3 protein-coding genes are annotated in these 8,483 nt (G+C 76.1%); all 3 read left to right on the forward strand.

Annotated elements, in window-relative coordinates:
* On the forward strand, nt 1–5,776 hold a 5,776-nt coding region (locus tag JNW98_RS29410; protein WP_308015680.1), incomplete at its 5' end, for an SDR family NAD(P)-dependent oxidoreductase.
* A 20-nt stretch (nt 5,777–5,796) separates the two neighbouring features.
* Complete coding sequence (locus JNW98_RS36740) at nt 5,797–6,219, forward strand: acyl carrier protein (protein WP_308015681.1); 423 nt, start codon at nt 5,797–5,799, stop codon at nt 6,217–6,219.
* 56 nt (nt 6,220–6,275) lie between these two features.
* Nucleotides 6,276–8,483, forward strand: a 2,208-nt coding sequence (locus JNW98_RS29415) for a type I polyketide synthase (protein WP_372459346.1), incomplete at its 3' end; no start/stop codon positions are given.

Below are 8,483 nucleotides of genomic sequence, written 5' to 3' on the forward strand. Positions count from 1 at the left end.
ACCGGGCCGCCCCGGCACCACCTACGTCCGCGAGGGCGGCTTCATCGACGGCGCCGACGGCTTCGACCCCGCCTTCTTCGGCATCAGCCCGCGCGAGGCCGTCGCCATGGACCCGCAGCAGCGGCTGCTGCTCGAAGCCGCCTGGGAGGCCGTCGAACGGGCCGGCGTCGACCCGCGCCGCCTGCGCGGCGAACGCGTCGGCGTCTACGCCGGACTCATGTACCACGAGTACGGCAACCGCGGCATCGACGTACCCGAGGCCGTCGCCGGCTTCCTCGGCAGCGGCACTTCCGGCAGCGTCGCCTCCGGCCGGATCGCCTACACCTTCGGCTTCGAGGGCCCGGCCGTCACCGTCGACACCGCCTGCTCCTCCTCGCTCGTCGCCCTCCACCTCGCCGCCCAGGCACTGCGCCGCGGCGACTGCACCCTCGCCCTGGCCGGTGGCGTCACGGTGATGGTCACCCCGAACACGTTCGTCGAGTTCAGCCGGCAGCGCGGACTCGCCCCCGACGGCCGGTGCAAGTCCTTCGCGGCCGGCGCCGACGGCACCGCGTGGGGCGAGGGCGTCGCCATGCTGCTCGTCGAGCGGCTGTCCGACGCCCGCCGCAACGGCCACCCCGTCCTCGCCGTCCTGCGCGGCTCGGCCGTCAACCAGGACGGCGCCAGCAGCGCCCTCGCCGCCCCCAACGGCCCGGCCCAGCAGCGCGTCATCCGCCGCGCCCTGGAGGACGCCGGACTCACCGCCGCCGACGTGGACGCGGTGGAGGCGCACGGGACGGGGACGAAGCTCGGCGACCCGATCGAGGCCCAGGCGCTGCTGGCCACGTACGGCAGGGGGCGGCCCGCCGACCGGCCGCTGTGGCTCGGCTCGCTCAAGTCCAACATCGGCCACACCCAGGCCGCGGCGGGTGCCGCCGGAGTCATCAAGACCGTCATGGCACTCCGTCACGGCGTGCTGCCGCAGACCCTGCACGCCGAGGAGCGGACGCCGCACGTCGACTGGTCCTCCGGCGCCGTCGAACTGCTCACCGAACGCCGCGACTGGCCCGAGACCGGCCGCCCGCGCCGGGCCGCCGTCTCCTCGTTCGGCGTCAGCGGCACCAACGCCCACGTCATCCTGGAGCAGGCGCCGGAGGAGGAGCCCGCTGTCGACGGGGGTGGCGTGGGCGTCCTGCCGTGGGTCGTCACCGGCCGTACCCCCGACGCCCTGCGGGCGCAGGCCGCCCGGCTCGCCGAGGCGGTCGAGGACGCCGATCCGGCGCGGGTGGGCTGGTCGCTCGCGTCGGGGCGGTCGGCGTTCGAGCACCGGGCGGTGGTGATCGGGGATGGACGCCAGGAACTCCTCGCAGGTACAAGGGGGTTGGCTACCGGCCAACCCGCTCCCGGCGTGGTGAGCGGGGTGGCCTCGGGCGAGGACGACGGCCCGGTGTTCGTGTTCCCGGGGCAGGGGTCGCAGTGGGCCGGGATGGCCGTGCCGCTCCTCGGCAGCAGTGAGGTGTTCGCCGGTCGGATCGCCGACTGCGAGCGGGCGTTGGCGCCGTTCGTCGACTGGTCGCTCACCGACGTGCTGCGACAGGAACCCGGCGCGCCCGGGCTGGACCGCGTCGACGTCGTCCAGCCCGTGCTGTGGGCGGTGATGGTGTCGCTGGCGGCGCTGTGGCGGTCGGTGGGCGTCGAGCCCGTCGCCGTCGTCGGCCATTCGCAGGGCGAGATCGCCGCCGCCTGCGTCGCGGGCGGCCTGTCGCTGGAGGACGGCGCCCGCGTCGTCGCCCTCCGCTCTCGGGCGCTGCTGGAGATCGCGGGCGAGGGCGGCATGGTCTCCCTCGCGCTGCCCGCCGACCAGGCCGAGGAGCTGGCCGGACGCTGGGACGGGCGCATCTCCGTAGCCGCGCTCAACGGCCCCCGCTCGACGGTCGTCTGCGGGGACGCGGGAGCGCTGGACGAGCTGCTGGCGCACTGCGACGCCGAGGAGGTCCGGGCCCGCCGCGTGCCGGTGGACTACGCCTCCCACTCCGTCCACGTCGAGCGCATCCGGGAGCGCATCCGCGAGGAGTTGGCCGGCATCAGCCCCCGCTCCGGGGCCGTTCCCTTCCACTCCACCCTCACCGGCTCGGTCCTCGACACGGCCGGTCTCGACGCGGACTACTGGTACCGCAACCTCCGCAACACCGTCCGCTTCCGGTCCGTCATCGACGACCTCCTGACCGCCGGCCACGGGGCGTTCGTGGAGTGCAGCGCGCACCCCGTCCTGACCGTCGGCATCGAGGAGTCCGCGCAGGACGCCGACGTCCCGGCCGTGGTCGTCGGCTCCCTGCGCCGTGACGAAGGCGACTGGCGGCGCTTCCTCACCTCCCTGGCCGAGGCGTACACCCAGGGCTTGCCCGTCGACTGGACCACCGCCTTCCCCACCGGCGCCCGCCACCGCGTCGACCTCCCCACCTACGCCTTCCAGCGCGACCGCTACTGGCTGGAGGGGGACGCCGCCACCGGCGACGTCACCGCCGTCGGCCTCCGCGCCACCGGCCACCCGCTGCTCGGCGCGGCCGTGCCGGTGGCCGGCGGGGACGGGCTGCTGCTCACCGGGCGACTGTCCCTCGACACCCACCCCTGGCTCGCCGACCACACCGTCTGGGGCACCACCCTCGTCCCCGGCGCCGCCCTCGCCGAACTCGCCATCCAGGCAGCCGACCTGACGGGCCATGGCACGTTGGAAGAGTTGACGCTCCAAGCGCCGCTCGTCCTGCCCGAGCGCGGCGGCGTGCACGTCCAGCTGTCCGCCGGTACGGCCGACGAGGACGGCCGCCGGCCGCTCGCCCTGCACTCCCGCCCCGAGGACGCCGCGCCCGACGCTCCCTGGACCGCCCACGCCACCGGCTTCCTGGCCCCGGACACCACGCCCGCCCCGCCGTGGGACCTGGCCGCGTGGCCGCCCCCGGGCGCCACCCCCGTCCCCGTCGACACGCTGTACGAGCACCTGGCCGACGACGGGCTCGGCTACGGGCCGGTCTTCCAGGGGCTGCACGCCCTCTGGGAGCGCGGCGAAGACCTCTACGCCGAGATCCGGTTGCCTCGCGAACAGCAGGCTGAAGCAGCGAAGTTCGCCCTGCACCCGGCCCTGCTCGACGCGGCCCTGCACCCCGCCGCCGCCCGCTCGACCGGCGACGTCCGGCTGCCGTTCGCCTGGACAGGCGTCACCGTGCACGCCACCGGCGCCACCGACCTCCGCGTCCACCTCGCGCCCGCCGGCGACGGTGGACTGACGCTCCGCGCGGCCGACGGCTCCGGCGCGCCCGTGGCCACCGTCGCGTCCCTCGTCAGCCGGAGCGTCACCCGCGACCAGTTGGAGTCCGCCCGTACCGCCCGGCACCACGACTCCCTCTTCCACGTCGAGTGGAACGAATCGCCCCTAAACAACGGCGAATTGGACTGGGCCGTCCTGGGGGAAGACGTCCTCGGCCTCGCCGACGGGCGGCCCGACGTGCCCGTCCACGCCGACCTCGCCGCGCTCGCCGCCGCCCCCACCGTCCCCGGCACCGTCGTCGTCCCCTGCCGCTTCGACACCGGCGGCCTCCCCGCCGACGAAGCCGCCACGGCGGTGACGCACCGCCTCCTGGACCTCCTGCGGACCTGGCTCGGCGAGGAGCGCTGCGCCTCCTCGCGGCTGGTCCTCGTCACGTGCGGTGCCGTGCCGGCCGCCCCCGGGGAGACCGTCCACGACCTCGCGCACGCGGCCGTCTGGGGCATGGTCCGCTCGGCCCGCAGCGAGCACCCGGGCCGGTTCGCACTGCTGGACGTCGACGGGCTGCCCGGCTCCCGGAGCGCCCTGCCCGCCGCCCTCACCGCCGGCGAGCCCGAGGCGGCCCTCCGCAACGGCCGGTTGCTCCTCCCGGGTCTCACCCGGGCCGCCTCCGGACGGTCGCTGGAACCCCCGCGCGACGCGCCCGACTGGCGGCTCGACGTCACCAGCAAGGGCACCCTGGAGAACCTGGCCCTCGTCCCCGCCCCCGAGGCGGCCGGCCCGCCCGGACCGGGGCAGGTGCGGATCGCCGTGCGCGCCGCCGGCATGAACTTCCGCGACGTCGTCCTCGGCCTCGGCATGGTCGACCAGGACGTCATGGGCGGCGAAGCCGCCGGCGTCGTGCTGGAGACCGGCCCCGGTGTCACCGAATTCACGTCCGGCGACCGGGTGTTCGGCATGGTGCCCGGCGCGTTCGGGCCGCACGCGGTCGTCGACCGGCGGCTGCTGGCCCGGATGCCCGACGACTGGACGTACACCGAGGCCGCCACCGTTCCCATCGCGTTCCTCACCGCCTGGTACGGGCTGGTGGACCTCGCGGCCGTCCGGCCCGGCGAGACGCTGCTCCTGCACGCCGCCACCGGCGGCGTCGGACTCGCGGCCCTCCAGATCGCCCGCCATCTCGGCGCCGAGGTGTACGCCACCGCGAGCCCCGCCAAGTGGGACACCCTGCGCGCTCTCGGCATACCCGACGAGCGCATCGCGTCCTCCCGCGACCTGGACTTCGAGGCGGCCTTCCGGGCGGCGACCGGCGGGCGCGGGGTGGACGTCGTCCTCGACTCCCTCGCCCACGAGTACGTCGACGCCTCCCTGCGCCTCCTCGCCCCCGGCGGCCGGTTCGTCGAGATGGGCAAGACCGACATCCGCGACGCCGAGACCACCGAGGCTGCCCACCCGGGCACCACCTACCGGTACTTCGACCTGATCGACGCCGGACACGAGCGCATCGGCGCGATGATGGCCGAGCTGATGGAGCTGTTCGGGCGGGGTGTGCTCCGGCCGCTCCCGGCGGCCACCTGGGACGTCCGCCGCGCCCCGGAGGCGTTCCGCTTCATGAGCCGGGCCCGGCACACCGGCAAGGTCGTCCTCACGATGCCCGACGCCCTCGACCCCGCCGGGACCGTCCTTATCACCGGCGGCACGGGCGTCCTCGGCGGGCTCGTCGCCCGGGACCTCGCCACCCGGCACGGCGTACGACACCTGCTGCTGCTCGGGCGTCGGGGAGCAGATGCGCCCGGAGTCGCCGAACTCGTCGACGAACTACGGGAGTCGGGAGCCGAGGCGACCGTCGCCGCCTGCGACGCCGCCGACCGGGACGCGCTGGCCGCCGTCCTCGCCGGCATCCCCGCCGACCGCCCGCTCACCGGCGTCGTCCACGCCGCCGGTGTGCTCGACGACGCCGTCGTCACCGCCCTCACCCCCGCCCAGGTCGACGCCGTGCTGCGCCCCAAGGTCCGGGCCGCCTGGAACCTCCACGAGCTCACCCGGGACACCCCGCTCGGCGCGTTCGTCCTGTTCTCCTCGGCCGCCGCCACCCTCGGCGGCCCCGGCCAGGGCAACTACGCCGCCGCCAACGCGTTCCTCGACGCGCTCGCCCGGCGCCGACGGGCCGACGGCCTGCCCGGCCTGTCCGTCGCCTGGGGCCTGTGGGAGACCGCCAGCGGCATGACCGGCCACCTGGACGCCGCCGACCACACCCGGATGCGGCGCTCCGGCGTCGCCCCGCTCACCGACGCCGAAGGGCTCGACCTGTTCGCCGCCGCCCTCGCCGGGGACCGGCCGCTGCCCGTCGCCCTGCGGCTCGACACCGCGGCCCTGCGCGCCGCCGCCGGGCCCGAGGGCGTCCCGCCGCTGCTGCGCACCCTCGCCGGGCGGGGGAGGGGCGCGACGCCCTCGGGGCGCGGCTGGCCGCCCTGCCCGCCGCCGAACGCGACGGCGCCCTGCTGGACCTGGTCCGCGGGCACGCGGCGACCGTCCTAGGCCACGCCTCGGCCGAGGACGTGCACGACCGGCAGCCGTTCAAGGCGCTCGGCTTCGACTCCCTCACCTCCGTCGAGCTGCGCAACCGCCTGAACGCCGCCACCGGCCTCCGGCTCCCCGCCACCCTCGTCTTCGACCACCCGACCCCCGCCGACCTCGCCGCCCACCTGCGGACGCTGCTGCTGCCCGACGGCGGCGACGCACCCGGCGGCGGCGAGAGCGGCACCGCCGACGAGACCGACGTGCGGACGCTGCTCGCCCGCATCCCGGTCGCCCGCCTCCAGGCGGCCGGGCTCCTCGACCCGCTCCTCCGACTCGCCGCCGAGAACGGCGAGTCGACATCCGACGACCCGGAGGGCGCCGACCCGACAGACGACTCGATCGACACCATGGACGCCGACAGCCTGGTGGACATGGCCCTGGACATGACGGACATCCGATAGCGCCCGGACGGCGGAGAACCACGATGGCTGCAACGTACGAGAAGGTCCTTGAAGCGCTGCGCGCGTCCGTCAAGGAGACAACCCGGCTCAAGCAGGAGAACCAGCGGCTCGCCGACGCCGCACGCGAACCCGTCGCGATCGTCGGCATGGCCTGCCGATTCCCCGGGGACGTACGCTCCCCCGAGGACTTCTGGCGGCTCCTCGCCGACGGCACCGACGCCGTCGGCCCGTTCCCCGAGGACCGCGGCTGGGACACCGACGAGCTGTACGACCCCGACCCCGACCGGGTGGGCAAGAGCTATGTGAAGCACGGCGCGTTCGTCCGCGACGCGGGCCGGTTCGACGCCGCGTTCTTCGGCATCAGCCCCCGCGAGGCCGTCGCCATGGACCCCCAGCAGCGGCTGCTGCTGGAGACCGCCTGGGAGGCGTTCGAACGGGCCGGCATCGACCCGGAGTCCGTCCGCGGCAGCCGCACCGGCGTCTTCGTCGGCACCGCCCCGCTCGGCTACGCCACCGGCGCCCGGCAGGGCTCCGACGGCGCCGAGGGCTACCTGCTGACCGGCACCACCGTCAGCGTCGCCTCCGGACGGCTCGCCTACGTCCTCGGCCTGGAGGGCCCGGCCGTCACCGTCGACACCGCCTGCTCGTCGTCGCTGGTCGCCCTGCACCTCGCCTGCCAGTCGCTGCGGCGCGGCGAGTCCACGCTCGCGCTGGCCGGCGGGATGGCCGTGATGGCCGAACCGCGCATGTTCGTCGAGTTCAGCCGGCAGCGCGGGCTCGCCCCCGACGGCCGGTGCAAGGCGTTCGCCGCCGGCGCCGACGGTACCGCCTGGGGCGAGGGCGGCGGCGTCCTGCTGCTCGAACGGCTCTCCGACGCGCGCCGGAACGGGCATCCGGTCCTCGCCGTCGTCCGCGGCTCCGCCGTCAACCAGGACGGCGCCTCCAACGGGCTCACCGCGCCCAGCGGCCCGTCCCAGCAGCGCGTCGTCCGCGAGGCCCTCGCCGCCGCCGGGCTCACCCCCGACCAGGTCGACGCCGTCGAGGCGCACGGCACCGGCACCGCGCTCGGCGACCCGATCGAGGCGCAGGCACTGCTCGCCACGTACGGCCAAGGGCGGCCCGCCGACCGGCCGTTGTGGCTGGGGTCCGTGAAGTCCAACATCGGCCACACCCAGCTCGCCGCGGGCGTCGCGGGCGTCATCAAGATGGTGCTGGCGCTGCGGAACGGCGTCCTCCCGCGCACCCTGCACGTCGACGAGCCGAGCCCGCACGTCGACTGGTCCGCCGGCGCCGTCTCGCTGCTCACCGAGCCGGTGCCGTGGCCGGAGACCGACCGGCCGCGGCGGGCCGGCGTCTCGTCGTTCGGGATCAGCGGCACCAACGCCCACGTCGTCCTCGAACAGGGCGACATGCCGGATGAAGCGGACCAACTGCCGGACGGTGACGGCCCGTTGCTGTGGGCCGTCTCCGCCCGCGACCCCGAGGCGCTGCGCGCCCAGGCCACCCGGCTGGGCGACGCCGTCCGCGCCCACCCGGAGTGGCGCCCCGGCGACCTCGCCCGCGTCCTGGTCCGCTCCCGCGCCGCCCTGGAGCACCGCGCCGCCGTCACCGGCACCACCCGCGACGACCTGCTCGCCGGCCTCGACGCGCTGCGCGACGGCACGTCCGCGCCCCACCTCGTCCGCGACACCGTCCGGCGCGCGGGCAAGACCGCCTTCCTGTTCACCGGCCAGGGCGCCCAGCGGGCAGGCGCCGGTGCCGAGTTGTACGCCGGGCACCCGGCCTTCGCCCGCGCCCTCGACGACGTCTGCGCGGCTCTGGGCGACGGGCCCGGCGGCCTCGGTGGCCCCGATGGCCCCGGCGGCCTCGGCGCCGAGACCCGCGCCCTCGTCCTCGGCACCGGCGACCCCGCCCTGCTCCGGGGCACCCTGCACGCCCAGACGACCCTGTTCGCCCTGGAGACAGCCCTCTTCCGGCTCCTGGAGTCGTGGGAGCTGCGCCCGGACGCCGTCCTCGGCCACTCCATCGGGCAGCTGGCCGCCGCGCACGCCGCCGGGGTGTTCTCGCTGGAGGACGCGGCCTCCGTCGTCGCCGCCCGGGGGCGACTGATGGCCCAACTGCCGCCCGGGGGAGGGATGACGGCCGTCCAGGCCGACGAGGAGGAGGTGCTGCCGCTGCTGGAGGGCCGTACGCACCTCGCCGCCGTCGCCGCCGTCAACGGGCCGCGCGCCGTCGTCGTCTCCGGCGACGAGGACACCGTCCGC

Source organism: Streptomyces huiliensis (genome assembly GCF_020037025.1).
In the GTDB taxonomy this organism is placed as follows: Bacteria; Actinomycetota; Actinomycetes; order Streptomycetales; family Streptomycetaceae; genus Streptomyces; species Streptomyces huiliensis.